Raw genomic sequence first — 24,878 nt, forward strand, 5'->3', positions numbered from 1 at the left:
CGTTGCCCATTCACATCAGATGTTTTTTGATTTCCACCAGGCAACTCATGGCGTTAGGGCCCTGGGTTAACGACGAGGTACCGATGTCTAACGTCAGTACATTCGGGTTGCCGGCGCGATCCCACGGCTGCCAGGCGCGACCAAATCCGGGATCGAACCAGGCGCCGGTGGCGATGATCACCACGCCCGGCGTTAAACCGTCGGTCAGGCGCACACCGGCCAGCATGCGACCACGCGCGTTGCTCACCTCAATCTCATCACCATTCTGAATATCACGCGTTGCCGCATCCTGCGGATGCATATACAGCGTCTCATGTCCGGCGGTTTTGTTGCCTTGCACCGTGGCGGTGGCGTCCATCTGGCTGTGCAGACGATCGGATGGCTGAATCGAGATCATATGCAGCGGAAACTGTGAACTGAGCGGCGCGCCCAGCCACTCTTGCGGCTCGCGCCACTCGGGATGGCCGGCGAAATCGTCCAGCTGATAATCGGCAATGGTTTGGCAGAACAGCTCAATCTTGCCGCTGGCGGTTTGAATTGGATGCGTTTCTGGGTTAGCGCGGAAATCATCCATAAACACGAACGGCTTGCCGCCTTCGGGAATCTCGACAAAACCGCGCTCCCAGAACTCATCGAACTCCGGGAAAGGAATATCGCGGCGCGCATGCGCCACTGCGCACTGCTGATACAGATGCTCAATCCACTGCATCTCATTACGCCCTTCGGTGAACACCTCACGGTAGCCCAGACGATCGGCGATATCAGCGAAGATGTCGAAATCATTGCGCGCCTGATGCTGCGGCTTGATCGCCTGATGCATTGCCAGCACGAAGCGATCGCGCGACGATCCGCCGATGTCGTTACGCTCCAGCGTGGTGGTGGCGGGCAACACGATATCCGCCATCTGCGCCGCCGGCGTCCAGACGATATCCTGCACAATCACGGTATCCGGGCGCTGCCAGCCTTCCACCAGACGATTGAGCTGCTGATGATGATGGAACGGATTGCCGCCCGCCCAGTGCACCAAATGGATATCCGGATAGTGCTGGGTTTCACCCTGGAATGCGTACGGCTGGCCGGGATTGAGCAGCATGTCGCTGATGCGCGCCACCGGAATCGACAAATTGCCCGGATTCGGGCCGGTGCTCATCATCGGTGCCGGACCGTCCTGACGCGGATTGCCGACGCTGTTCATCGAGCCGTGACCAAAGGAGAAACCGCCGCCCGGCAAGCCCGGCTGACCGAGCATTGACGACAGCGCAATCATCATCCAGTACGGCTGCTCGCCGCGATGGGCGCGCTGTACCGAATAGGAGCAGGTAATAAAGCTGCGTTTGCCAATCAGCTGCTGCGCCAGCAAAGCAATGCGCGCCGCCGGAATGCCGGTAATGCTGCTGGCCCACTCAGGCGTTTTGGCGATGCCATCGCTTTCACCGAGCAGATAGCCGCGCAGCTGCGGCCAGCCGATACAGTGGCTGGCGAGGAAGCTTTCATCCAGCGCGTTATGCCTGGTGATTTCAAAACCCAGCGCCAGCATCAGCGCCACGTCGGTGTTCGGGCGAATCGGAATCCACTCGGCATTGACGAACGCCGGACAGTCATCGCGCATCGGGCTAATGTTAATGATTGGCGTGCCTTTGGCGCTAAGCTGCTCCAGCGCCGGTTTCAGGCTGTGCTGCCCCGCGCCGCCGGACGCCACCTGCGCGTTTTTCAGCGCCAGGCCGCCGAAGGCGATAAAGATGTCGGCGTGCTGCACCACTTCCGGCCAGTCGGTCACGCGGCCAGTGAGCGGCATGTAGGTGCCAATCACGTACGGCAGGAAGAACTGCGCCGCGCCCCAGCTGTAGTTGCCTTGCTGATCGACCCCGCCGCCGCCCTGAAAATAGAAGCGGCGAATCAGCGTGCGCGCGTGGTTGACGCGCCCGGCGGATGACCAGCCGTATGAGCCGTTGAAAATGCCCGCTGCGCCGTAGCGATCGCGCACGCGGCGATTCTCTTCCGCCACCAAATCGAGCGCGGTATCCCAATCCACCGCCACGAAATCTTCCCGACCGCGTAAGGTGCGATCGCTGTTCTCGCGCGACTTCAGCCATGAACGGCGCACCATTGGCTGGCGGATACGCTTATCCGAATAGACCAGTTCAGGAATGGTGTTGAGCATCGGCGACGGATCGGCATCGGCGAAGAAGGGTTCACAGCCAATCAGGCGATCGTTTTCAGTGACGGCAGTGAATGCACCCCAGTGCGCCAGGTGTGGCACGCGAGTTTTCATGGTTTTTGGGTCCGGCAGGCAGGTGTGATTGTGTCTGGCAGCATAACATGAGCCTGTAACCGAGCTAAAGCGCGGCTGTGAGCGCCTGATTTTCCGTGCTTTTGCGACAGCGCTGGCATTCTGCCGGGTTGCTACAGGGTGGGTTTTCCGTAACACTGGTGGCATGTGTAAACGTTTTCCCGGATGTCGATAATCGCATGGCTACCATTAAGGATGTTGCCCGTATGGCTGGGGTGTCGGTTGCGACCGTCTCCCGCGTCATCAATAATTCGCCCAAAGCCAGCGAGAGTTCTCGCCTCGCCGTCACGGCGGCAATGGAGCAGTTGCAGTATCACCCGAACGCCAACGCACGCGCCCTGGCGCAGCAATCCACCGAAACCCTGGGGTTAGTGGTGGGCGATGTTTCCGACCCGTTTTTTGGCGCGATGGTCAAAGCGGTGGATGAAGTTGCGGGCCAAACCGGCAACTTTTTGCTGATTGGTAACGGTTACCACAATGAGCAAAAAGAGCGTCAGGCGATTGAGCAACTGATGCGTCATCGCTGCGCCGCCTTAGTGGTGCACGCCAAGAAAATCCCCGATGACGATTTAGAGATGCTGATGAAGCAGGTGCCGGGCATGGTGCTGCTGAATCGTCTGCTGAAAGGCTTTGAGCATCGCTGCATCGCGCTGGATGACCGCTACGGCGCGTGGCTGGCAACGCGCCATCTGATTCAGCAAGGCCATACGCAAATCGCCTTTATCTGCTCCACTCACACCATTTCCGATGCTGAAGATCGTCTGCAAGGCTATTACGACGCGCTGAAAGAGCACGGTTTGCCGTGCAACGATCGTTTAGTGGCGTGGGGCGAACCGGACGAAGTGGGCGGCGAGCAGGCGATGACCGAGCTGATGGGACGCGGCAAGCAGTTCACGGCGGTGGCCTGTTATAACGATTCGATGGCCGCCGGCGCGCTGGCGGTGCTGAGTGATAACGGCATTCGCGTGCCGGAAGAGATGTCGCTGATTGGCTTTGATGATGTGCTGGTGTCGCGCTATGTGCGCCCGCGTTTAACCACGGTGCGCTACCCGATTGTCACCATGGCGCAACAGGCGGCGCAACTGGCGCTGGCGCTCGCCAATGGCAGCGAGATGCCGGAAGTGACCAATATGTTTAGCCCCACGCTGGTAAGACGGCATTCGGTGAGTGGGCCGGGTTAATTTGGGTTTGTGCGTGGTTTCCCTCACCCTGGCCCTCTCCCAAAGGGAGAGGGGACTGAGCGAGTGCGTTTTTCACCTAATCATCCCCTCGCCCGCTTGCGGGAGAGGGTTAGGGTGAGGGACAACGCGCACCCATCACAACTCCCGCGAGTACACCTTCACCCGCACATCCGGGAACTCCAGCGCGTCACACTGATACTGCCAGCCAAAACGTTCGTAATAACCGCCAAAGGTTGACCATAACCACAGCTTGTCATGACCACGCTGCTGCGCGAAATCGATCACATGCTGCTGCAGCGCTTCGCTCAACCCTTTGCCGCGCGCGGACTCCTCGACAAACAGCGCCGCCACCCACGGTGTGAGATCCTGACGGCTGATCAAATCGCAGCGCCAGAATCCCACCGTGCCGAGCGGTATATCGCCATCAAGCGCCACAAAGGTCACCGGGAAATCGGCGCCGTTGAGGCTGCTGCGCACGATACTGTCGTAAAACTCACGCGACGTACCGTCGCCAAATGCCTGCCACAGCCAATCGGTGATCTGCGAGGCGTGATGCGGCACCTCGCTGAGCGCGACAATCTTCATCAGATCAGCTCCAGCGCCAGCAGCTCCTGAATGGTCTGCGCACGACGAATTTCACGCGGTGCGCCATTCTCAAACAGCACTTCCGGAATCAGCGGGCGGCTGTTGTAGTTCGACGACATCGATGCGCCGTACGCGCCGGTATCGTGGAACACCAGATAATCGCCGACCTGCGCCGCAGGCAGCGCGCGGGTTTCCACTTTGCCGCCTTCCAGCTGCGTGAACACGTCACCCGATTCACACAGCGGACCGGCCACCACGCTCTCGACAGTGGCGTCGCCCAACGCGCGGCCATCGACCGGCAGCAGAGAAATGTGGTGATAGCTGCCGTACATCGACGGACGCATCAAATCGCTGAAACCGGCATCAACCAGCACAAAGTGACGGCTGCCCATCTCTTTCACTGCACGCACCTGCGACACCAGCACGCCCGATTCGGCCACCAGGAAGCGACCTGGCTCGATCTCCAGTTTCACTGGATGACCGAGATGCGCGGCGATACGCTGACGCGCGCCGTTCCACAAGCCGTAATAGTGCTGGGTATCAATGGCTTCTTCGCCAATACGATAAGGAATCGACAAACCGCCACCGGCAGAAATCGCCTCAAGATCCTGACCAAACGCCACCACCTGATCGACCATCGCGTCACACACCTGCTGCAGATGGCCGTAATCCACGCCGGAACCGATATGCATATGCAGGCCGACCAGACGCAGGCCGTGCTGCTGAATCGCCGCCAGCGCCAGCGGCAGATCGCTATGCCAGATGCCGTGTTTGCTGTTCTCACCGCCGGTGTTGGTTTTCTGGCTGTGACCGTGACCAAAACCAGGATTGATGCGCAGCCACACCGCGTGGCCCGGCGACAGTTCGCCCAGTTGATGCAGCATATCCACCGAACCAGCATTGACCGGCACTTTTAGCTCGGCGATGCGCGTCAGCGTTGGCTGATCGAACACATCGGCGGTGAAGACGATATCTTCGCCGCCCGGCTGATAACCGGCGGCAATAGCACGCTCGATTTCGCCCAGCGACACCGAATCGACTTTGACGCCCGCCGCGCGCATCAGACGCAAAATGTGGATGTTGGAGCAGGCTTTCTGTGCAAAACGCACCACGTCAAAGGCGCCGAGTTGCGCAATACGCTGCTGAATGATCGCCGCATCGTACGCCCAGAATGGGCCAGAATAACGCTGCGCCAGCGGCAGTAAGTTGGCGGCAGTTAATGCGGTTTCGCTGTTGTTGAGTGGGCGTGGCATGTCAATTCTCCTGTGTCATTGAGGCCATTTAGCCACAGCGCATCAATTCAGAAAAATATCTGTTTTAGCGACATCTATACAAATATGATATGGATTCAGCGGAGGAGACGATGGCGAAAATTAACTGGCGACATATCGAAATTTTTCACGCGGTGATGACCAGCGGCAACCTGACGCAGGCGGCCACGCTGCTGCACACTTCGCAGCCGACGGTAAGCCGCGAACTGGCGCGCCTGGAGCAGCAGCTTGGCCTGCAACTGTTCGAACGCGTGCGTGGCCGCTTGCAACCAACGGTGCAAGGCTTGCGGCTGTACGAAGAGGTACAGCGCTCGTGGTACGGACTGGATCGCATTATGGATGCCGCCGAAGGATTGCGTCAGTTTCGTCAGGGCGAATTGTCGATCGCCTGCTTGCCGGTGTTTTCGCAGTCGCTGTTGCCGCCGCTGCTACAACCGTTTTTGCAGCGCTATCCGCAGGTCAGCCTGAATATTATTCCGCAGGAGTCGCCGCTACTGGAAGAGTGGCTGTCGGCGCAGCGTTACGATCTCGGTCTGACCGAAACCCAACACCCGCCAGCGGGTACCGAACGTGTGCCGCTGCTGACCTGTGATGAAGTGTGCGTGCTGCCGCCACAGCATCCGCTGTGTCAGCGCGAGGTGCTGACGCCACAGGATTTCCACGGTGAAAACTACGTCAGCCTGTCGCGCAGCGATAGCTATCGTCAGCTGCTGGATTCGCTGTTTCATGAGCAGGATGTGGAGCGTCGTCTGGTGCTGGAGACGCACAGCGCGGCGTCGGTGTGCGCGATGGTGCGCGCGGGCGTGGGGATTTCGATTGTGAATCCGCTGACGGCGCTGGATTACGCCGACAGCGGTGTGGTGATGCGTCGCTTCAGTATTGCCGTGCCCTTCACCGTCAGTCTGGTGCGGCCGCAGCATCGACCGGCTTCGGCGCTGGTCGATCACTTCTGCGACCACCTGCAACAGCACGTGGCCGCGTTTCCACAACGTATTGCCGAACGGCTGGCTTAAGCGTTGACCGCTTCGCCCTGCCCGCCCGATTTACGGAAGGTGATCAGGCAGATCACCAAACCAACTGCCGCGAGTGCGGCAGCGGCAACCGGCACCGACGTCAGGCCATAACCTTTCTCTATCACCGCGCCACCGACCCACGCGCCGAGCGCATTGCCGACGTTGAAGGCGGAGATATTCAGCGTCGAGACCAGATTTGGCGCATCTTTGCCGTGGCGCACCACGTTAATCTGCAAGCCCGGCACGGTGGCGAAGGTCGCCATCGCCCACAGGAACAGCGTGATTTCCGCCAGCCACAGCGCATGGCTGGTCCAGCTGAACAGCAGCGAGAACAGCGCAATCAGCATAAAGCTGAGGATCAGGCTAAACGACACTTTCCAGTCGGCCAGCTTGCCGCCGAGGATGTTGCCGACGGTCAGGCCCGCACCAATCAGGAACAGCGTCCAGCTGACACCGCGATCTGAGATGCCGGTCACCTGCAGCAGCAGCGGCGCAATGTAGCTAAACAGCGCAAACATCGCCGCCGCAAAGAACACCGTCATCAGCAGCGACAGCCACAGTTTGCCGTTGGCCAGCGCGCTGATTTCACTCGCCAGATGCACCGGCTTCTCTTCTTTGTTGGTCGGCAGGCTCACAATCAGCGCGATAAAGGCGAAGATGCCGATGATCGCCACGCCCCAGAAGGTGGCGCGCCAGCCAAACATCTGACCAAACCAGGTGCCGAGCGGCACGCCGAGCACGTTCGCCAGCGTCAGGCCGGTGAACATCAGCGCCACAGCAGAAGCCTGTTTACCCGGTGCCACCAGACTCGCCGCGACCACCGCACCGATGCCGAAGAACGCACCGTGACACAGCGCCGTCACCACACGCGCCAGCATCAGCAGGTTGTAGGTGTAGGCCAAAGCACAGAGCACGTTACCGATGATGAAGATGATCATCAGCAGAATCAGAGTACGTTTACGCGGCAGTTTGGCGGTCAGCAACGCCATGATCGGCGCGCCGATGGCAACGCCCAGCGCGTAACCGCTGATTAGCCATCCCGCAGAAGGAATCGTCACTTGCAGATCGCCCGCCACTTCGGGCAGCAATCCCATAATGACGAATTCCGTGGTGCCGATGGCGAACGCACTCAGCGCCAGCGCCAGTAATGCAACAGGCATAACACACTCTCCCAATAATTTTTTTGCAGGCGGACCGCACTGCGAGCGCAGTACGGTTACAACAGACGCTTATTAAAATTTGAACTGCGTCACACTGTTATTAAAGCATAGCCCTCTCATGCCAACTACCCCGCGCGCCGCAAGGCTTATTTGCGCCCGCAGCAATAATCCCTGCGCGGGAAAATGTCACAGACTAACCATTGAGACAGATTGATGTTTCCGCGCTACGCTTGAAAAGGATGTGATCGTTATCACAGTGAGTCAGCTTTTGACGCAAAATCAAACAGTAAAGGATGGACGTGCACTGCCGATACCTCAATGGATTGCCCGGTTATGGGGTGTCAAAAATCGAGGGGAAAGCGTATGCGATGGCTCATCGCGCTAACGGTTGGCTGCCTGAGTGGCTGCTCTGTTGGGCATTACGAATACAGCAAAGAAGCAGCAAAACGCGTCGATATGACCGTCACCGGCATTCCAACGGTGCTGGGCATTGGTGCGCTTGGCACCACCATTCCTCTCACGCCCGAATACAGCCTGACGGCGGCCCACGTGGCCAGGTATTCGCTCTATCGGGTGAAAGCCTGGCATCCCGAATGCGATATCGCCGTGGTGTACCACAAAAACAGCGAAGCCAATCTGCCACCGCCGTTCCGCAATAGCCACATTGGCGATGACGTGAATCTGTATGGCTACAGCTTTATTTCGGCGATGCCGGTGGCGTCGAGCGGCAAGAATCTGATTAACACCACGCTGGCAAATGACTGGAACAAAGCCAGCTGCGTGGTGGTGGCGGCCAATGCCGGCGTGGTGAAAGGCATGTCCGGCGGCGCGGTGTATAACGCCAGCGATGATACGCTGGCGGGCGTGATTGTCGGTTACAGCAGCCAGATTGATGACAATAAAAGCGGTAAGACGCTGTTTAAGAATGTGGCGCTGTATGTGCCGTATGCACGGTTTCAGGCGTGGCTGGATGGGGTGGTGAAGTCTTAGAGCGTGCGCGCTGTCCCCCATCCCGGCCGGTGCTGGCTGTCCCCCTCCTCGGTCCTCCCCCATAAATGGGGGAGGAAGATGTTGCAATATGATAGTTGGGGAGCTGCATGTGGCAGCGTCTCCTTCCCCCGCGAGCGGGGGAAGGTCGGGATGGGGGACAGCGTGCACAGTCACGCCGGAACCCACGCCCCCTTCAACTGCACCTGCGGGAATCCGCTGGTCAAAATACGCAGTTCGGCATCGCGCGGGGTGTTGTCGCCCTGCCCCTGAATGCTGACGATATCCTGCGGACAGGCGGAAAACGCCACAAAACAATCCATCTCGGCGCGCAGCACAATATAGTCGCCCGGCTTCGTGACCACTGGCAGCGTCTTCAGCGTGATGCCATCCGGCTGCACCTGAATATTCATAAAGATATTAAACGAGGCCAGATTGCCGTGCGGCAGCGTCACGCCCAGCTCGCTCATGCCTTCAAACAGGTTGTCATGACAGTTGCGATGCGGTTCGGTGCAGCCGAGCAGCTCATAACGACGTGCGTCGCAGGCCGCCATAAAGGTGTCGTGCACGCCTGGCGAGGTATCTGCCACCAGCGTCAAAATCGGGTGGCGCTGGCTGGTGATAAAGCTGTCGCCCACTTTGGGATTGAGACGCTGATTCCACACGCGCGTCGCCTCCATACACATATATTCACTCACGTCTTCGGCGTTATACGCCCAGCAATCCACCACCTGCGTGCCGTGCAGATTAATCACCTGCACCGCTTCACCTTTCTGCAGACGCACCGCTTTGCCGTAGCGCGCCGGGATGGTCATCGCTTCACGATGCTGAAATTCAGCCGACATGTTGTTCTCCTGATTAATGCTGCATGGCACGACGGTAGCGCGTCATGCGAGATTCAAGGCAGCGCGCCAGCCAGTCGATAACGCTGTTGAGCAGCCAGTAACAGAGCGCCACCGTGAGATAGATCTCCAGCGGCGCGTAGGTATCCGAAATCGCCTGTTTGGCGGCGTACATAAACTCCTGCACCGAGACAATCGACAGCAGCGCGGAGTCTTTAATCAAACCAATCATCAGCCCAACCAGCGGCGACAGCATCTGCGGCAATGTTTGCGGCAGCACCACGTCGCGCAGTTGTTCACTGCGGCTCAGGCCCAGCACGCGACACGCTTCCCACTGCCCTTGCGGCAGCGCATCAATCGCCGAGCGGATCACCTGCGCAATATAGGGCGCGTAGTAGAGCGTTAGCGCCAGCACGCCCACCACCGGCGACGACAGCGTGATGTCATATTCCGGCAGCACAAAGTAGAGCAGATAGATCACCACCAGCAGCGGCAAGGCGAGCGTTAAACCAATATAAAGATTGAGCAAACGCAGCCAGAACGGCGAGGCGCGCATTAGCAGCACGGCCAATAGCGCGCCCCACAGCAGCGAGCAGAGCGCCGCCACCAAACAGAGCTGCAAGGTGGCGAGCAAGCCGTCACCCAGCGACGGCAAAGAGGTGATAATTGCCTGCCAATCCATTATGCCAACCTCCGTTTCGCTTCCAGACGACGCGCCGCCGCAATCAACGGCATGGCGATCAGCAGATAACCGGCCGCCACCAGCAGCAACACCTGCGTGGCTTCGTAGGTGCGGGCGATGACGATCTGTCCGGCGTAGGTCAGTTCGGTGAGCGCCACCACCGACGCCAGCGGCGTGGTTTTCAGCAGAATGGTGAACTCATTGACCAGCATTGGCAGACTGGCGCGCATCACTTGTGGGTTGATGACGTACCACCACGTCAACAAGCGGCTCAGGCCCAAGGTGCGCGACGCTTCAAGCTGTCCGCGCGTCACCAGACTGCGATTGACGCGCAGGATTTCCGCCACGTAAGCGCCGCTGTTAAGACCAATGGCAATCACCGCCGCCAGCATTGGCTGACCGCCCAATCCCAGCCGTGGCAAGGTAAAAAACACCACAAACAGCTGCACAATCGCCGGCGTTCCGCGCATCACGCTGACATAGAAACGCCCGATGGCGCGCCAGATCCAGGCACGACGCAGTTGCAGGAAGCAGCCGAGCTGCCCCATTACTACGCTGACTAACGACGCCAGCACGGTCAGCACCAGCGTCATCAGCAGGCCGTGTCCGAGTTCCGGCAGCGCGGCCACTACCTGTTGATCCAGCCCCATGCGTTACTCCGCGTTAAAGTCGTGCAGGTTTTCCGCCACCGACAGCAGCAGCGGCGCGGGACGATCGTTGCCCTCAATGCCGGTGTTGCAGGCGGAGACGATGAACTGCGTGTCCATCACCACGCGACAGGTAATGCTGTCACCGGCTTTGGTCAGGTTGGTTTCCGGCAGAATATCGCCTTCCCGCGTCAGCTTGACGTGCATAAACAGGTTGATGGGATCCGGCAGCTTCGGTACCACCATGCCCAGACGCGCCAGCTCGCCACGCAGCGCATCGAGGCAACCTTCGCCCTGATGGCCGCGTTCAGTGAGAAACGCCGTGGTGGAAGCCGGCAGCAGCAGGTCGTGACGTTTCACGCTGTCTTTACCCAGCACCATCATCGGACGGCGACGGTTATTCACCAGACGCATACCGGAACCGAGCAGGTAGCTGTTGCTGAACACCCGCGTGTGATGCACCGACAGCCACACGGCGGGATCGGCCAGGCTAAAGCCAAACAGCGAAGCCACCGCTCCGTCGCCCTGTGCAGTGATACGCAGTAACTGGCCGCGCAGCACGCGAATCGAACCGATGCTGCCCGGCGCAACCTGCACCGGTTCAGCCAACGTGCGCACAGCGGTTTCTTCAAAACTTTCACGCATTAACAGCATGATTCATCTCCTGAGCGTGAAAATGGTCGCTGACCACGATGTCGATGGGCGTCACCTGCAGGCCGTTGCCGGGAATGATGTCCTGCGGGCAAGATGACACCGAGCAGATGAGATCGCACAGTGCTTCAAAGGTGATGCTGTCGCCCGCTTTGCTGTTGGGATCGGTGACTTCCATGCGGCCATCGGCGGTGACCGGGCCGTTCTGGAACAGGTTGAACGGCTCTGGCAGCGAGAAGTAGGTGACGCCAAATTCCTTCATCCCTTCCAGCAGGTTATCCACGCAGTTGCGATGCCCTTCGACACCGAAATCAATGCTGAAACGGGTGCGATCGCAGGCGGGCACGTTGGCGTCGTGGATGCCGATGCTATCGGCAAGAATGCGCAGCATCGGACGGTTTTCACTCGACCACAGCGCGTCGCCCGGCTTGAAGAACAGCGAGCGCAGTTGTTGACGCGTATGCACCGGCGACAGCTTCTCATTCAGATCATCGGCATTCACCGCGACGAAATCGGCCGCCTGCTGCCCTTCACTGTCAATCACGGTAATAAACTGGCCCTTGCGCACGCGGAAGGTTTTGCCAAAGCCGGCAGGTACCGTCAGGTTGGACTGGCACATAATTACTCCTGCGGGATGAAGTCGCTGGCGGGCACGGTAAAGGTGGTGCCGAGATATTGCTGCTGCAGTTTGGTCAGTTCGCCCTCTTTCTGCATCGCCAGGATGTGGTCGCTAATGGCTTTGTTCAGGCTGCCATCTTCTTTACGCGTCGCCCAACCCATCCACTGCGACGGGCCGACTTCGCCCACCTGCGCCACTTTGCCGGCATATTTTTTTGCTACTGGTGCCAGTACCGAGATGTCGTCATAAACGAAGTCGGCGCGTTTGGTCATCAGCGTGCTGACGGTTTGATCAAGTGAATCGACATTGATGATGGTGATCGGTTTTTTACCCTCATTCTTCAACTGCTCGTTGAAGCCCTTCAGCAGCTGCTCTGGCACGCTGGCGGTTTTCACCGCACCGCGCAGACCCGACAAGCTTTCCGGACTCAGGGTTTTGCCGTTGAAGGTTTTCGCCTCGGCTTCACGCACCAGCACGCCATTAACGGTTTTGCTGTACGGCACGGTGAACAGCACTTTTTTCGCGCGTTCCGCCGTGACGTTAAGGGATGAACCTTCGGCATTGAAAGAGCCGGAAATCAGGCCCGGCAGAATGCCGCTGAAGGCGGTTTTCTGAAACTCAAGTTTCACACCGAGCTCGTTGGCGAAGGATTGCATAATCGCCACGCTGTAACCGGTGATCTCACCTTTGTCATCGGTGTATTCGTAGGGAGGAAAGGTTGGATCGATACCGACGGTGATTTTGCCGCTGCTTTTGATGTCGGCCAGCGTGTCGGCTTGCGCCTGCGCTAAGGTGCCTACGGAGAGAAGAGCGGCAATCAGCAGTGCTGTTTTTTTCATTATGGTGTTTCCCTGGTGTTGGTGAAATGTCTTTTTCTACTGAGCATATTTTGTGCCAGTTTTTTCACCACTACGCAGGAAAACCCACAACAACTCATTCTTTAGGTAATAAAATCAATTGGAAACATTTGTTTCTTGTTTTTTATTTTTAATTTCTACTATTTCACATGATGCAGAATTGGGATGGATGGATTGGCGGAGGGTGGACAGAATTGCACCGTTTTGGTGATTTTTCTGGCGCACCCTGCGCCAGCACGGCGCATTATTCGAGTTCGTCGAGGGATTGGTGCAGCGCTTCGATTTGCGCGAGATGATCGTTGCTGGCTTTACCCATTTGTCGGGCCACCAGTGAACAGAGCAGATTACACACGCCGGAGAGCGCGGCGGTGCTGTCGAAGATCAGGCTGCTGTCGGTGTGACAGCGGATTACCCACTGCGCATGGCGCGCCGGTTTGCCAGAAAGTACATCGGCGATATACAGCATCGGCACATTGCGCTCGGCCAGCGCGTTCATCGCCGCTTCCAGCGCGGGCATGCGTCGACGCAGACCGACGCAGATCACCACATCTTCAGCGGTCAGAGCCGCCATATGTTCCGCCAGCGAATCACCGGGACGCGGCAGCAGACGCACGTCGGAGTGAATATGGATCAGATCGCGATAGATCAGATGCGCGATGGTTTGGCTGTGGCGCCAACCCATCACCACCACGCGACGCGCCTGGCTGATGGCGGTAACCGCCTGCTGCAGCTGTTCGCTGTCCAGCGTGCGATAGCTGTTGACCAGGTTGGCAATCTCTTTTTCCAGATGCTGCTGCATGATGCTGGCCAGCGGCGACGCGCTGGGTGCCGGTTGCAGGTAGAGCGGTGATCCGCTGCTCTGCATTTCACGCGCCTGGCGACGAGCGGCTTCATAACTTTCATAGCCGAGATGGCGGAAGAAGCGCGTGGTAGTGGCTTTGGATACGCCCGCGCTGTGCGCCAGTTCGGTGGCGGTGTTCATGGCTAACTGGCCCGGTGCGGCGAGTAGCACATCGGCAAGTCGCTGCTCGTGGCTGGAGAGTTGATCCCAGTGCTGACGAATCCGGCCCTCTAACGTTGCCGCTTTTGCACTCATGGTGATTCCCTGAAAATGAAAAAAACCATCCTGCACAGAGCGTGCCGGGTTGTCATCAGGAATTTTGTGTTGGGGGGAAGTGTGCTTGCTGTCCCCCTCCTCGGTCCTCCCCCATAAATGGGGGAGGAAGATGCTGCCATATGTCAGTCTTGAACTTGCATGTCGCAGCGTCTCCTTCCCCCGCTTGCGGGGGAAGGCCGGGATGGGGGACAGCGGCGCAATACTACTTAGCGCTAGGGCGCAGTGCCGGGAACAGGATCACATCGCGGATGGTGTGGCTGTTGGTGAACAGCATCACCATACGGTCGATACCAATGCCCAAACCAGCGGTTGGTGGCAGGCCATGTTCCAGCGCGGTGACGTAGTCTTCGTCGTAGAACATCGCTTCGTCATCGCCAGACTCTTTCGCATTCACCTGCTGCAGGAAACGCTCGGCCTGATCTTCTGCATCGTTCAGCTCTGAGAAGCCGTTACCGATTTCACGGCCGCCGATGAAGAACTCAAAGCGGTCGGTGATTTCCGGGTTCTCGTCGTTACGACGCGCCAGCGGCGACACTTCAGCCGGGTATTCGGTGATGAAGGTTGGCTGAATCAGGTGCGCTTCAGCGGTCTCTTCGAAGATCTCGGTTACTACGCGGCCGAGGCCCCAACTCTTCTCGACTTTGATGTGCAGCGATTGAGCAATCGCTACCGCTTTATCGAAGTCTTCCAGATCGCTCAGGTCAGTTTCCGGACGGTATTTCTTGATCGCTTCACGCATGGTGAGCTTCTCGAACGGCTTACCGAAATCGAAGCTGTGATCGCCATACGGCACTTCGGTGGTGCCCAGCACATCCTGCGCCAGGGTACGGAACAGGCTCTCAGTCAGCTCGATCAAATCTTTGTAATCCGCATACGCCATATAGAGTTCCATCATGGTGAACTCTGGGTTATGGCGCGGCGAAATACCTTCGTTACGGAAGTTACGGTTGATCTCGAACACGCGATCAAATCCGCCCACCACCAGACGCTTCAGATACAGCTCTGGCGCAATACGCAGGTACATATCGATGTCGAGCGCATTGTGATGGGTGATAAATGGACGCGCAGACGCGCCGCCAGGAATCACCTGCATCATCGGGGTTTCCACTTCCATAAACTCGCGGTTCACCATGAACTGACGAATGCCGGCCATGATTTGTGAGCGAATTTTGAAGGTTTTGCGCGAATCGTCGTTGGAGATCAGATCGAGATAACGCTGACGATAACGGGTTTCCTGATCGGCCAGACCGTGGAATTTGTCCGGCAGCGGACGCAGCGCTTTGGTCAGCAGACGCAGCTCAGTGATGTGGATCGACAGCTCACCGGTTTTGGTTTTGAACAGCTTACCGCGCGCACCGAGGATATCGCCGAGATCCCACTTTTTGAACTGCTCGTTGTAGACGCCTTCTGGCAGATCGTCGCGTGAGACGTAGATCTGAATCTGGCCGCCGACATCCTGCAGGGTGGCGAATGACGCTTTACCCATGATGCGGCGCGTCATCATTCGACCGGCCACGCTCACTTCTACGCCCAGCGCTTCCAGCTCTTCGTTCTCTTTAGCGTCATAGCTGGCATGCAGCACATCAGACGTGGTGTCGCGGCGGAAATCGTTAGGAAACGCCACGCCTTTTTCACGCAGCGCGCTGAGTTTTTCGCGACGCGCTTTCAGTTCGTTGTTTAACTCAAGGGCGGCATCAGCGCTCTGCGGTTGTTGTTCAGACATGTCGGTTCCTTATAGCCCTGCTTTTAAACTTGCTTCAATAAAACGATCGATATCGCCATCCAGCACCGCTTGGGTGTTGCGGGTTTCTACGCTGGTGCGCAGATCCTTGATGCGTGAATCGTCGAGAACATAAGAACGGATCTGGCTGCCCCAGCCAATATCAGATTTGTTATCTTCCGCTGCCTGCTTGTCCGCGTTTTTCTTCTGCATCTCATATTCGTACAGCTTGGCGCGTAACTGCTTGAAGGCCTGATCTTTGTTCTTGTGCTGTGAACGGTCGTTCTGGCACTGCACCACAATGTTGGTCGGCAAGTGGGTAATACGCACCGCAGACTCGGTTTTGTTAACGTGCTGGCCGCCCGCACCGGAGGCGCGGTAAACGTCGATACGCAAATCGGCGGGATTGATATCGATATCGATGTTGTCATCCACTTCCGGGTAGATAAACACCGAACTGAATGAGGTATGACGGCGGCCGCCGGAATCGAACGGGCTCTTACGCACCAGGCGATGAACGCCGGTTTCGGTGCGCAGCCAGCCAAACGCGTAGTCGCCGATGATTTTAATGGTGGCGGATTTGGTTCCGGCCACTTCACCGTCTGACTCTTCGATAATTTCGGTTTTATAGCCTTTGGCTTCCGCCCAGCGCAGATACATGCGCAGCAGCATGCTGGCCCAATCCTGCGCTTCGGTGCCGCCGGAACCGGCCTGAATATCCATGTAGCAGTCGGCGCTGTCATATTCGCCTGAGAACATACGACGGAATTCCAGTTCGCCCAGCTTCACTTCCAGTGCATCAAGCTCGGCAACCGCTTCGTTGAAAGTTTCTTCGTCGTCGGCTTCCACCGCCAGATCCAGCAAGCCTTGCACATCTTCCAGGCCCTGACGCATGTGATCTAAGGTTTCCACCACCGCTTCCAGTGAAGCGCGTTCTTTACCCAGCGCTTGCGCGCGCTCAGGTTCGTTCCAGACGTCAGGCTGTTCCAGCTCGGCGTTTACTTCTTCGAGGCGTTCTTTCTTGGCATCGTAGTCAAAGATACCCCCGAAGAACGTCGCTGCGCTCACTGAGGTCCTGGATACGATTTTTGACCGGATTAATTTCAAACATGGCTTTTCAGTCTTTTTTGACGATTCGGTGAAAGGAGATAAAAACTAACGCGCTAGTTTACCCGAAAGTGTGCGTACTTTGTAGCATTGCACGCAGTGTGAGTGAGTACGCACGCGCCGTGAGAAAAAAAGTTCTCAACCTTCTGGAAAGCCGCATTCGTTATGTTTTCCAAAACACCCCAGCAAACACCTCTCCCTCAGAACCTTCTTAGGAATTTTCCTGCAAATTTTAGGCGATTAGCGCTGAAAGACGTCATTAAAGATCATGATTTATAACGATAAATCATTAAGAATTGCCTTGTGAGAAATTTCCTGCAAGAAAGCAGACACGTCTCAAACAACGCCATTAAGCAGCTGATATTCAGCCTATCGATTTGTTAGCGCCCTTTTATCATTTTGCTCAGTGACTATCCCCCCGATGGACATCACTAACGTCCAGACCGTTTGTCACCACGACCGCCAGGAATGCGCAGCTTTGACAGGGAATGACACAGTAATCAGCGCCCGTAAACGTGAGCGGGCACAACATGTCCTGAGAGACATGAAGGAGTATCGATGTTTATTCCCGGTTTGCGCACTTCTCCGCGCCTGCTTGCCTTGTTGATGCCTTTGTTACTCGCCGCCTGCGGTGGCGGAGGTGGAGGCGGCGGTAGCGCGACAACCTCGCCCACCACCGGCACGCCTGAGACACCCACACCAGCTCAGCCCGGCGCGTTAGGCAATGCCAGCAAAGTGGGCATTATTGATTCGGGGTTATCGCCCGATCGCAGTGAAGTTAATTACGCCAATGTGCAGTTCACCAGCTACGTTGGCGGCGGTAGCAGTTTGAATGATAACCAAGGCATTAACGGTCACGGCACCGTGGTGGCGCTGACGTTATTGGGCCTGTCGCCGGGTAGCGCACTGTATGTGGCGCAGGCATCTCAAAACAATATTTTTCAATACGACGATACCGCGCGAGCGGTGAGCGGCCTGCTGAGCCAGGGCGTGCGGATTTTCAATATGTCGTACGCCTCCAGCGAACGTTTAACCACCGCGCAGGCGTTAACCGATGCGCAGCCGCACTATCAGGTACTGGTGCAAAGCATGCGTGAGATTGCGGCGGCTAACGGCCTGGCGGTGGTGATCACCGGCAATGGCGGCACCGCCACACCTTCTCCTAACGCCCAACTGCCGCTGATTTATCAGGACAGCGCGCTGCAAAAGAACATGCTGGCGGTCACCGGCGTGATGGACAGCACCTCATACGACACGGCGAACCGCGCGGCCTTAACCGGGCCGTTTGATGCCTGCGGCAACGCTGCCGCATGGTGCCTGAGCGCACCGGGTTACAGCGATTATCGTTTTCAGAATAGCGACGGCACCTGGGTGAATGCGCGTAGCTACGGCACCTCATTTGCCGCACCGCGCGCTGCAGCGGCGGCTTCGCAAGTGTTGCAGCGCTTTCCGTGGATGAGCGGCTACAACCTGCAGCAAACGCTGTTGACCACCGCCATTTATCATAGCGATGCGTATGCAGGCGCTGCGGATAGCGCCAACGGGAGGCCTTACAACGATACCTTCGGCTGGGGCGATCTCAACCAGGCGAAAGCGCTGAACGGTCCGGCGATGTTTTGGGCCAATGATTTTCACGCCAGCCTGGATGCGGGCAGCTATGTCTTCTCGAATGCCATCAGCGGCGATCGCGGTCTGATCCTTGACGGCGCGAATAATGGCGGCGTGCTGCAGTTAACCGGCAACAACAGTTACCTCGGCCAGACCAGTGTCTCGGCCAATACATTGCTCATCGATGGTGCGATTGCTGGCAGTGCCAACGTCAGCGGCAGCGGCATCCTGGGTGGCAGCGGCGTGATTGGCGGCAGCTTACTCAATCAGGGCTCGGTCAACGGCGGCTTGCAGGTGCACGGCGATTACCAGCAACGCAGCAACGGCGTGCTGAATATTGCGCTGAACAGTCCGCTGCGCGTAGCGGGCCATTCGACGCTGGACGGCATGCTAAACCTCGCGCCACCGTCATCGACCTATGTGGTGAAACAGCAGGAAACGCTGCTGACCAGCGATGCGGGCGTCAGCGGCCAGTTCAGTCAGGTCAATACCGGCGTGTTCCTCGATGGTTTGGTCAGCTACAACGCCAACAGCGTCACCGGCCAACTGACGCGTAAAAATACTGCGGCAGCAGCGGCAGCGATGGGCATCAACGGCGCCAGCACCCAGCAAACGGCCGTGAATCTGGAGCAGGCATTTAGCGTGGCGGATAGCTGGCAGCAACAGGGATCGCTCAGCAGTGCGCAGCAGTCGGCGCTGGGCGCGGCCGGCGCGTTCCAGACGCTGGCGGATGCCAGCAGTGCTCAGGCTGCCATTAATTCCCTTTCCGGTCAGGCGCACGCCTCCAGCAACGCGGTACTGTTTAACGCGCTGGATTATCAAAGCCGCCTGTTAAGCAACCGTATCGCCGACGCCAGCGCCGACAATCGTTACGGTTTCTGGATCGAAAGCGGTCAACTGCGCGGTTCACTGGATCAGGCGGGCTACCTCGGTACCGATTATCGCAACACGCTTACTGCGTTGGGCGTAGATAGCGATTTGGGCGTTTCTGGTCTGCGCGTGGGCGTGGCGTGGACGCAGAACCAGATCGATTCCACCTACGACCAAACCGGCGGCACCAGCCGTAATCGCCTGCAAGGCGCGATGCTGTATGGTCGCTACGATCTAACGCCAGAATGGTATCTGCAGGGCAATCTAAGCTATCAACATGGTCGCGATGAGTTAAAACGCCTGATATTACTGGATGAAGCTTCGCCGGTGTCATCGACCACCCGCAGCAACAGCTGGCAGGCGGCACTGCAGAGCGGCTATCGCTGGACAATTGAGGATAACTATCGCCTCGAACCGTATCTCGGCTGGCGTGAGACCGGGCTGGATACCGGTGCATTTGAGGATAAAGGCAGCGCGTTTGGTCTGAGTGGTGACGGCGACAGCTATCGACGCAGCGTCGGTTATAGCGGTTTGAGTATCAGCGCACGGCAGGATTGGTCGGCTGGATTGTGGAGCATGCTGAGTCTGTATGGCGAATATCAATACGCGTTCAACAATCCGTCAATGGATGTCAGCGCGCGCTGGGGCGGATTTGGCGATGACCAGAACCGTTTCACGATTCCCGGTATGCAGCTCGATCGCCGGTCGCAGTGGTTAGGCGTGCGGTTGGATGTGGCGCAGACGTCACGTGCGCGCCTGTTCCTGCGCGCCGACCAGCACTTCGCCGATCATGGTGACGAGAAAGTGCTGCGCGGCGGTGTGGATGTGAGTTTCTGAGTGCTGCGCACCCAACGGTGTAGGGTCGCCATTCATGGCGACCTCACGCACCTTACATCGGCCAGATATGATCGATGATCAACTGCACCGAACGATTACCACGATACTCGTTAATATCCAGCTTGTAGGCCAGCTGCACCTGACGCACGCTGCTGTCTGGCCACAGCGTGGTATCCACGTTGAAGGCAATCCCATCTAACAGCGGGCCGCCGCCGAGCGGCTCGACCATCACTTTTAAATGGCGCTCGCCCACTAACCGCTGTTGTAGCAGCTTGAACTTGCCATCGAACACCGGCTCCGGGAACGCCTGGCCCCACGGACCGGCTTCTCGCAGCATTTCGGCGGTGTGCAGCGTAAACTCCTGCGCATGCAGTTCGCCGTCCGACCAAATCACGCCCTGCAGCGCTTCGCCATCCAGCCACTCATCAATCAACGCGGCAAAACGCGCACGGAACTCCTCGTACTTCGCGGTTTCCAGTGACAATCCGGCGGCCATGGCGTGACCACCAAATTTGATCATCAAACCCGGGAACAGCGTGTCGAGACGCTCCAGTGCATCGCGCAGATGCAAACCGGCAATCGAGCGGCCAGAACCTTTCAGCGTGCCGTCTCCGGCAGGCGCGAAAGCGATCACCGGACGATGAAAGCGCTCTTTTAATCGCGACGCCAGAATTCCGACCACGCCCTGATGCCACTCTGGATGGTAGAACGCCAGACCCAGCGGCAGATCGGTGTGCTGGCGCTCCAGCTCATCGCACAGCGCCAGCGCTTCGCTCTTCATGCCCTGCTCAATCTCTTTGCGCGTCTGATTCAGCGCATCGAGCTCATTGGCCAGCATGCGCGCCTCGGAGATATCTTCGGTGAGCAGCAACGCCACGCCAACCGACATATCGTCCAGACGACCGGCGGCATTAAGACGCGGACCGACAGCAAAACCGAGATCGCTGGCAGCAAGTTGACGCGCATCGCGATTGGCAATCTCCAACAGCGCGCGAATCCCGGCGCGGCATTTTCCGGCGCGGATACGACTCAAACCTTGCCACACCAGAATGCGGTTGTTGGCATCTAGCGGCACCACATCGGCTACGGTGCCCAGCGCCACCAGATCGAGCAGTTCCGCCAGGTTTGGCTCGGCGCGGCTATCGCTAAACCAGTTTTGCTGACGCAGATGCGCACGCAGCGCCAGCATCAGATAGAAGGCCACGCCAACACCCGCCAGCGAACGTGAAGGGAATTCGCTGTCGTTGAGATTCGGGTTCACAATCGCTTCGGCGGCGGGCAAGGTTTCGCCCGGCAAGTGGTGATCGGTAACCAGCACCGGAATGCCGTGCTGATGCGCGGTATCGACTCCAGCATGTGATGAGATGCCGTTGTCGACGGTGAGAATCATCTCCGCACCGCGCGCTTTGGCCTGCTCGACCACTTCCGGACTTAAGCCGTAACCATCTTCGAAACGGTTTGGCACCAGATAATCAACGTTGCCACCAAGGCTGCGCAGCGCCAGCACGGTTAACGCGGTGCTGGTGGCGCCATCGGCATCGAAATCGCCTACCACCACGATGCGCTTGCCTGCCAACAGCATCTGATGCAGCAGCGTCACGGCGGCTTCGATGCCGCCCAGCGTTTGCCACGGCAGCAGATGTTTAGCGCCGCGCTCCAGTTCCAGCGCCTGTTTCACGCCGCGTTGCAGATACAAGCGGCGCAGCAAAGGGGGCAAATCAGCGGGTAGGCTGGCTTCGGTCTCGGCTTCGCGCCGACGCAATTCAACAGAATGAATCACTGTGCGTTAACCGCCACGCTTCTGGCCGTCAAGCACCTGCTTCAGCTCTTGCGGTCCCTGATAGCCAGGAATCATCATGCCGCTATCCGTGAGAATGGCTGGCGTGCCCTGAATGCCAAACAGGATGCCGAGTTTGTACTGCTGCTCGATATTGATTTTGCAGGTCGCTGGCGCATCCATCTGCGGCGCATCGCCTTTCATCGCTGCATCGAAAGCTTTGTTACGATCGGCGCTGCACCAGATGGCGCGCATGGCTTTTTCAACCTGGCCGTTGAGACCTTCACGCGGGAAGGCCAGATAGCGCACGGTGATGCCGAGCGCGTTGTAGTCGGCCATCTGCTCATGCAGCTTGCGGCAGTAGCCGCAGGTGATATCGGTGAACACGGTGATCACGTGCTGCTCTTTTGGCGCTTTGTAGACAATCATGTCTGGCGCCAGCGCCGTGACTTTTTTGTCCAGCAACTGGTTAGTGACGTTGACCGGTTGGCTGCCGCTGACATCATACAGCGGCCCCTGAATCATGTGTTTGCCGTCTTCGGAGACGTAGAGCACGCCGCTTTCGGTCAGCACCGTTTTGATGCCCGGCAGCGGTGACGGCTGGATTTCAGCCTGCTGCAATCCCAGTTTTTTCAGCGTTTGCTGAATGGCGTTGTCATCGGCATGCGCCAATCCAGTGAATGCACTGACCAGCAGAGCCAGCATCGTTAGCTGCTTTTTCATCTTAAATCCTTGTTACCGCATCTCAAGCGCGCGGATGATGCTGTTGATGTAACAGACGCAGGCGCTCAGTGGCGACGTGCGTATAAATTTGGGTGGTCGAGAGGTCGCTGTGGCCCAGCAACATCTGTACGACGCGCAAATCGGCGCCATGGTTCAGTAAATGTGTGGCAAATGCGTGGCGCAGCACGTGCGGCGACAGCTTTTCGCTATCGATACCGGCAAGGGTCGCATAGTGTTTGATGCGATGCCAGAAGGTCTGCCGCGTCATTTGCTGTGCGCGCTGGCTGGGAAACATCACGTCCAGCGTTTGCCCGTTGAGCAGCCACGGCCGACCATGTTCCATATAGTATTCAATCCAGTACACCGCTTCTTCACCTAACGGCACAAGGCGCTCTTTGTTGCCTTTACCGATCACGCGCACCACACCCTGACGCAGGCTGATATCGCTGATGGTTAAGCCCACCAGCTCCGTCACGCGTAAACCGGTGGCGTACAGCAATTCCAGCATCGCCTTGTCACGCAGTTCAAGCGGCACATCAATGCTCGGCGCCTGCAACAAGCGTTCGACCTGGTTTTCACTGAGATCTTTCGGCAGACGCTGCGGCAGTTTCGGTGCCGACAGCAGCGCGCTGGGATCGTCACTGCGCAATTTTTCCCGATAGAGATATTGGCACAAGCGGCGAATGGCGCTGAGGGTGCGCGCCGAGCTGGTGGCTTTGTAACCTCCCTCAACGCGTTCGGCGAGAAACTGCTGCAAATCAAGCGCTTCCAGCGTTAAGAGCGTGCGATCGTGGTGATGCAGCCAACCGGTGAGCGTTTGCAGATCCTGCCGATAAGAGGCGAGCGTATTTTGCGCCAGATTACGCTCAATCCAAAGCGCATCCAGAAACTGTTCGATCAGATCGCTGTCCTGCACTGTACTCTCCGCCCGTGTGAAATCGTGCTCATTATGCCTGAAAGTAGGCTGCTTCTGGTACAATTGCCCCCGAGTCAGTTTCAGACAGAGCATTAATTGCATGAATATTGGTTTATTTTATGGTTCGAGCACCTGCTACACCGAGATGACGGCGGAGAAGATCCGCGACTTTATCGGTGAAGAATTAGTCACGCTGCACAATTTGAAAGATGACGATCCGTCGCTGATGGAGCAGTACGATTTGCTGATCCTCGGTATTCCGACGTGGGACTTCGGTGAATTGCAGGAAGATTGGGAAGCGATTTGGCCGCAGATTCCGGCGCTGAACTTGCGCGGGAAAATCGTGGCGCTGTACGGCATGGGCGATCAGGGCGAATACGCCGAATGGTTCCTGGATGCGCTCGGCATGCTGCACGAACTGTTGCAGCCGATGGGCGTGCAGTTTGTAGGTTACTGGCCGCTGGAAGGCTATGAGTTTACCAGCAAAAAACCGCTGACCGCAGATGGCTCGCAGTTTGTCGGCCTGGCGCTTGACGATGTTAACCAGTTCGATCTGAGCGATGAGCGCGTCGAACAGTGGTGTGAACAGATTCTGACGGAAACCGCAGCGCTGCTTTAAGGCAGCGTTTGCCCCTCGCGCAGAAAACAGCAGGCGCGTAACGTGCGCCATTCACCGGGCGGCAGGTTGTCGTGCATCAACCACAGCCGCCAGCGCTTCCCCTGCTGGTTACGCAACACCAGCAAAACGCCATACGGTAACCAATCTGCCCTGCGTTCTGCTCGCCAGCGCACATCGCGCCACAGCCAATTGCCCTTAATGTCTAGCGCCAGACGACCTACGCGCTGCACCAAACGGCGCTCGTTGCGCCAGCATTCTGCCAGCAGCAGCACTAACACCGGCGCTTTACTCCACGCCCACGCGTCAGGCCACTCAAGCGCCAGCAGCAAACCGGCGCACAGCAGCGAGAGCGTCACATTCAGTGCGCGCGCACTGCGTGACGCCCGCAGATCACATTGCCACCGGACCGCGTTCACGGTTGCGCTGCTGAATCAGTTTCACCATGCGTTTGAACTCGGGATCGACCGGTTCACCGTGATTCATTAACCAGTTGAACAGATCGGGATCGTCACTCTTTAACAGCGCGATAAACACCTGCTTATCGGTGTCGTCCAGCGAATCATATTCGAATTTGAAAAACGGCATGATAGCGATATCCAGCTCCAGCATGCCGCGACGGCATGCCCATTGGACGCGGGCTTTGTCGTTAATTTCCATGTCTCAGGTTCCATGACTAAAAACAGTGGCGCTCAGTGTACCTGCTTTTTTTTCTCGCTGCAGGCGCTGTGCTTACCCCTGTGGAATGCCTCGGCGTTACATCCCCCAATTTGCAATGGGTATCACGCGATTTGTGCGCCAT

The 24,878-nt window shown here is 57.8% G+C and carries 23 protein-coding genes; 5 read left to right on the forward strand and 18 right to left on the reverse strand.

Annotated features, from left to right (window positions below; genetic code table 11):
* Positions 1 to 10: 10 nt before the first annotated feature.
* Positions 11 to 2,272 carry a molybdopterin-dependent oxidoreductase gene (locus tag NQH49_RS15435; protein WP_256697279.1) on the reverse strand — a complete coding sequence of 754 codons (2,262 nt, stop codon included), beginning with the start codon at positions 2,270 to 2,272 and terminating at the stop codon, positions 11 to 13.
* 197 nt (positions 2,273 to 2,469) lie between these two features.
* Here NQH49_RS15435 and galR point away from each other — a divergent pair, with 197 nt between their 5' ends.
* Positions 2,470 to 3,471, forward strand: coding sequence for an HTH-type transcriptional regulator GalR (gene galR, locus NQH49_RS15440; protein ID WP_036649453.1), 1,002 nt, complete (start codon positions 2,470 to 2,472; stop codon positions 3,469 to 3,471).
* 135 nt (positions 3,472 to 3,606) lie between these two features.
* Here the strand turns inward: galR and NQH49_RS15445 are convergent, their stop codons facing one another.
* Positions 3,607 to 4,056: a GNAT family N-acetyltransferase gene (locus NQH49_RS15445; protein WP_008108205.1), complete on the reverse strand. Its 450-nt coding sequence runs from the start codon at positions 4,054 to 4,056 to the stop codon at positions 3,607 to 3,609.
* Positions 4,056 to 5,309 carry a diaminopimelate decarboxylase gene (gene lysA, locus NQH49_RS15450; RefSeq protein ID WP_256697280.1) on the reverse strand — a complete coding sequence of 418 codons (1,254 nt, stop codon included), beginning with the start codon at positions 5,307 to 5,309 and terminating at the stop codon, positions 4,056 to 4,058. Before lysA ends, NQH49_RS15445 begins: the two co-directional genes overlap by 1 nt.
* Before the next feature lie 110 nt (positions 5,310 to 5,419).
* Between lysA and NQH49_RS15455 the strand changes: the two genes are divergently transcribed.
* On the forward strand, positions 5,420 to 6,340 hold the full coding sequence (locus NQH49_RS15455; RefSeq protein ID WP_256697281.1) for a LysR family transcriptional regulator: 921 nt from the start codon (positions 5,420 to 5,422) through the stop codon (positions 6,338 to 6,340).
* Here the strand turns inward: NQH49_RS15455 and NQH49_RS15460 are convergent.
* A complete protein-coding gene (locus NQH49_RS15460) occupies positions 6,337 to 7,500 on the reverse strand; it encodes an MFS transporter (protein WP_256697282.1) in 1,164 nt (387 codons plus the stop codon). The genes NQH49_RS15455 and NQH49_RS15460 overlap by 4 nt on opposite strands.
* Before the next feature lie 363 nt (positions 7,501 to 7,863).
* Between NQH49_RS15460 and NQH49_RS15465 the strand changes: the two genes are divergently transcribed.
* Entirely contained in the window at positions 7,864 to 8,490 is a 627-nt protein-coding gene (locus tag NQH49_RS15465) for a serine protease (protein WP_256697283.1), read from the forward strand.
* 170 nt (positions 8,491 to 8,660) lie between these two features.
* Here NQH49_RS15465 and NQH49_RS15470 read toward each other — a convergent pair whose 3' ends face one another.
* From NQH49_RS15470 to prfB, 9 genes are all read right to left on the reverse strand, one after another.
* Positions 8,661 to 9,332 (reverse strand): DUF1989 domain-containing protein, encoded by a 672-nt coding sequence (locus tag NQH49_RS15470; protein WP_061719875.1) that lies wholly within the window; start codon positions 9,330 to 9,332, stop codon positions 8,661 to 8,663.
* A 13-nt stretch (positions 9,333 to 9,345) separates the two neighbouring features.
* Positions 9,346 to 10,011: an amino acid ABC transporter permease gene (locus tag NQH49_RS15475; protein ID WP_256697284.1), complete on the reverse strand. Its 666-nt coding sequence runs from the start codon at positions 10,009 to 10,011 to the stop codon at positions 9,346 to 9,348.
* Complete coding sequence (locus NQH49_RS15480; protein ID WP_008108217.1) at positions 10,011 to 10,661, reverse strand: amino acid ABC transporter permease; 651 nt, start codon at positions 10,659 to 10,661, stop codon at positions 10,011 to 10,013. The genes NQH49_RS15475 and NQH49_RS15480 overlap by 1 nt, the downstream gene beginning before the upstream one ends.
* Before the next feature lie 3 nt (positions 10,662 to 10,664).
* Complete coding sequence (locus NQH49_RS15485; RefSeq protein WP_256697285.1) at positions 10,665 to 11,312, reverse strand: urea carboxylase-associated family protein; 648 nt, start codon at positions 11,310 to 11,312, stop codon at positions 10,665 to 10,667.
* Positions 11,296 to 11,928, reverse strand: coding sequence for a DUF1989 domain-containing protein (locus NQH49_RS15490; protein WP_008108219.1), 633 nt, complete (start codon positions 11,926 to 11,928; stop codon positions 11,296 to 11,298). The genes NQH49_RS15485 and NQH49_RS15490 overlap by 17 nt, the downstream gene beginning before the upstream one ends.
* A gap of 2 nt (positions 11,929 to 11,930) precedes the next feature.
* Positions 11,931 to 12,767 (reverse strand): transporter substrate-binding domain-containing protein, encoded by an 837-nt coding sequence (locus tag NQH49_RS15495; RefSeq protein ID WP_256697286.1) that lies wholly within the window; start codon positions 12,765 to 12,767, stop codon positions 11,931 to 11,933.
* A 262-nt stretch (positions 12,768 to 13,029) separates the two neighbouring features.
* Positions 13,030 to 13,881, reverse strand: a complete 852-nt coding sequence (locus tag NQH49_RS15500; protein WP_256697287.1) for a MurR/RpiR family transcriptional regulator — start codon at positions 13,879 to 13,881, stop codon at positions 13,030 to 13,032.
* Between the two features lie 223 nt (positions 13,882 to 14,104).
* Positions 14,105 to 15,625: a lysine--tRNA ligase gene (gene lysS, locus NQH49_RS15505; protein ID WP_256697288.1), complete on the reverse strand. Its 1,521-nt coding sequence runs from the start codon at positions 15,623 to 15,625 to the stop codon at positions 14,105 to 14,107.
* A gap of 9 nt (positions 15,626 to 15,634) precedes the next feature.
* Positions 15,635 to 16,733, reverse strand: a protein-coding gene (gene prfB, locus NQH49_RS15510) for a peptide chain release factor 2 (protein ID WP_102135998.1) whose coding sequence is annotated in 2 segments (ribosomal slippage) — positions 15,635 to 16,657 and positions 16,659 to 16,733 — 1,098 coding nt in all. Because the reading frame shifts where the segments join, the coding sequence is not laid out codon by codon here.
* 554 nt (positions 16,734 to 17,287) lie between these two features.
* On the opposite strand from prfB, the gene NQH49_RS15515 reads away from it, so the two are divergent.
* Positions 17,288 to 20,044, forward strand: a complete 2,757-nt coding sequence (locus NQH49_RS15515; protein ID WP_256697290.1) for an autotransporter domain-containing protein — start codon at positions 17,288 to 17,290, stop codon at positions 20,042 to 20,044.
* Between the two features lie 52 nt (positions 20,045 to 20,096).
* On the opposite strand, the gene recJ is transcribed toward NQH49_RS15515, so the two are convergent.
* From recJ to xerD, 3 genes are read right to left on the reverse strand one after another with little or no spacing between them, the layout of a single operon-like run.
* The gene (recJ, locus tag NQH49_RS15520; RefSeq protein ID WP_256697291.1) at positions 20,097 to 21,824 is read right to left on the reverse strand and encodes a single-stranded-DNA-specific exonuclease RecJ; all 1,728 of its coding nucleotides are present in this window, start codon (positions 21,822 to 21,824) and stop codon (positions 20,097 to 20,099) included.
* Positions 21,825 to 21,830: 6 nt separating this feature from the next.
* Positions 21,831 to 22,544, reverse strand: a complete 714-nt coding sequence (dsbC, locus tag NQH49_RS15525; RefSeq protein ID WP_154155349.1) for a bifunctional protein-disulfide isomerase/oxidoreductase DsbC — start codon at positions 22,542 to 22,544, stop codon at positions 21,831 to 21,833.
* A gap of 22 nt (positions 22,545 to 22,566) precedes the next feature.
* Positions 22,567 to 23,460, reverse strand: coding sequence for a site-specific tyrosine recombinase XerD (xerD, locus tag NQH49_RS15530; protein ID WP_256697292.1), 894 nt, complete (start codon positions 23,458 to 23,460; stop codon positions 22,567 to 22,569).
* A 100-nt stretch (positions 23,461 to 23,560) separates the two neighbouring features.
* Here xerD and fldB point away from each other — a divergent pair, with 100 nt between their 5' ends.
* On the forward strand, positions 23,561 to 24,079 hold the full coding sequence (fldB, locus tag NQH49_RS15535) for a flavodoxin FldB (RefSeq protein WP_007890275.1): 519 nt from the start codon (positions 23,561 to 23,563) through the stop codon (positions 24,077 to 24,079).
* Here fldB and NQH49_RS15540 read toward each other — a convergent pair.
* Both NQH49_RS15540 and sdhE read right to left on the reverse strand, forming a co-directional pair.
* Positions 24,076 to 24,495, reverse strand: a complete 420-nt coding sequence (locus NQH49_RS15540; protein WP_256697293.1) for a protein YgfX — start codon at positions 24,493 to 24,495, stop codon at positions 24,076 to 24,078. The genes fldB and NQH49_RS15540 overlap by 4 nt on opposite strands.
* Positions 24,470 to 24,736 (reverse strand): FAD assembly factor SdhE, encoded by a 267-nt coding sequence (gene sdhE, locus NQH49_RS15545; protein ID WP_061719865.1) that lies wholly within the window; start codon positions 24,734 to 24,736, stop codon positions 24,470 to 24,472. The genes NQH49_RS15540 and sdhE overlap by 26 nt, the downstream gene beginning before the upstream one ends.
* Positions 24,737 to 24,878 lie beyond the last annotated feature (142 nt).

The sequence above is a fragment of the Pantoea trifolii genome (genome assembly GCF_024506435.1).
Classification (GTDB): Bacteria; Pseudomonadota; Gammaproteobacteria; order Enterobacterales; family Enterobacteriaceae; genus Pantoea; species Pantoea trifolii.